This window comes from Pseudoalteromonas sp. 1181_04, from assembly GCF_052850545.1.
In genome coordinates, this window is sequence record NZ_VXCS01000061.1 from 1 (window position 1) to 1,956 (window position 1,956).

Below are 1,956 nucleotides of genomic sequence, written 5' to 3' on the forward strand. Positions count from 1 at the left end.
CTGAATTTCTCAAACTGATTTATCGCATAGGTAATTGCTTCACCTAACGCCATTTTTGGTGGGATTTTATCTTTATGCTTGAGTAACCATTGATACAATTCATCAACGATTGGTTTGGCTTTTCTCTGCCTAATCTTGAATTTTTCATCGTGCGATTTATCTTTGATGGCTTGCTCAATACCGTAGAGCTTGCGAATAAGGTTTAGTACTACATCTGCTTTGACTGTTTTTTTATTATTGCCTTTAGCCTCGATGAATTTACGGCGCATATGGGCTAAGCACGCAACCAGTGTTGCATTCGTTTGCTCGTAAGCCTTGTAGCCGTCAACGTGCATGTAGCCTTCGTAACCATCAAGGAAATCAATCGCACATTGGCCTGCGCGACTGTTATGGTAATCAAACAAGACAATATTGGTGCCTTTACTCGGTTTATCATCGCCGCAACAATACAGCCACATATAGCTGGTTGCTTTATCTGCATTAATGACGTTTAACGTGGTTTCATCGCCGTGAATAACCGGTTGAGATAGCAACACGTCTTTTAAGCGTTGATACAGAGGGGACAACAGGTCTGCGCAGCGCAACATCCAGCTCGACATAGTTTGTCTGCTCAACTCAATACCAATATCGCCTAACATGGTTTCTTGGCGATAAAGTGGTAAGCCAAACTGGTATTTACACATGATTATTTGGCTCAGCAAGCTGGGCGTTGCGATGCTTTTTGGAATGGCTGTTGCGGGCATAAGGGCGGTTTTTACCACACTTTCAATGCCTTCACGCTCACAGTGACGGCACGTATATTTAGGGCGAATGGTTTTGATTACTTTAATATGCGCTGGCACAAACTCGAGTGCTTCGCTGCTGCTTTCACCCATTTTGTGAAGGGGGCTTTGACAGCAATCACACATTTTGTCATCCTCGTCGAGGTCAACAACCACCTCAATTCGCGGCAACTGCGCTGGCAGTGGCCGGCGTTTCGGTTTGGCTTTTTCTTTCTTTACTGAGGCCGATGTGGCCAATAGCGCTTTATCATGTTCATCGAGAATATCTTCTGCTTCATTGAATACTTCGCCTGCACCCGGCATCTTTTCAGATTTCTTGGCGTACTCTTTGGCTAGTTTCGCGTTATAAGCTTGTAGCAATTCGTGAATTTGCGCGTCTTTTTCAGCTAACTTTTCATCCATATGCTGTTGCAACTCAAGCAACATGCGCTTGAGTTGTTCTGGGTCGTCAGGAAGTGAGTGTGCATCAATTTTCATGTTCGCAATTTAACAGAATTTGACGGTGTTTTCTTGCTTGACGCAAAGATAAAACAGACGGTGTGGCAACGATCATTTACTGCCAATATGATCGATTAGATCATCGATTTATACCGCAACTCTTCATGACCAAGCACATCATATCCCGACAACAACCAATTCAGTTGCTCTGGACTGAGCTCAAATTCTTGCAGACTGGCTTTGTTTGGCCATTTGAACTTTTGCTTTTCTAATCGCTTGTACCACAAAGCAAACCCCGTTTTATCCCAGTAAACCAGCTTGAGTTTATCCTTCGCTTTGTTGCAAAATAAAAATAAAGCGCCAGTATAGGCATCACGTTCAAGCTCACCCTCAACGATTGCGACCAGACCATCAATGGATTTTCGAAAATCCACGGCATCGCGATAGAGGTAAATATGTGCAGGTTCAACGAACATTTTCATTAGGCAAGCTCGCGTAACAGTTGACTCAGATAAGTGGCAGGCATTGTGGATGGCAAGCTGACTTTCACGTTACCGATAGCAAGAATGATCGGCTGTTGCTGTTCAGTGGGATCAACGTGTTTAGTGACTTTTGCGCGAACAAAACTACCAGATGCAGCAGTAAGCTTACTTCGTGCCGCATAAAAGCTTGTTTTTGATAAGGCATGTTGCTGGCAAAACTCAGTAATAGTTAAATCGCTGGCTTGTTGTTCTTC

General features: G+C 43.7%; 3 protein-coding genes. All 3 read right to left on the reverse strand.

Features of this window, described 5'->3' with window-relative positions:
- Nucleotides 1-1,259, reverse strand: a 1,259-nt coding sequence (gene tnpC / locus FW757_RS22970; protein ID WP_446441769.1) for an IS66 family transposase, incomplete at its 3' end; no start/stop codon positions are given.
- Nucleotides 1,260-1,354: 95 nt separating this feature from the next.
- Entirely contained in the window at nt 1,355-1,702 is a 348-nt protein-coding gene (gene tnpB / locus FW757_RS22975) for an IS66 family insertion sequence element accessory protein TnpB (protein ID WP_182740947.1), read from the reverse strand.
- A partial coding sequence (gene tnpA, locus FW757_RS22980) for an IS66 family insertion sequence element accessory protein TnpA (protein ID WP_182740946.1) occupies nt 1,702-1,956 on the reverse strand: 255 nt, incomplete at its 5' end. The genes tnpB and tnpA, both read right to left, overlap by 1 nt.

Bases quoted from the DNA above. Each gene is read 5' to 3' on its own strand.
- tnpB (WP_182740947.1), bottom strand. From the start codon at position 1,702: ATGAAAATGTTCGTTGAACCTGCACATATTTACCTCTATCGCGATGCC.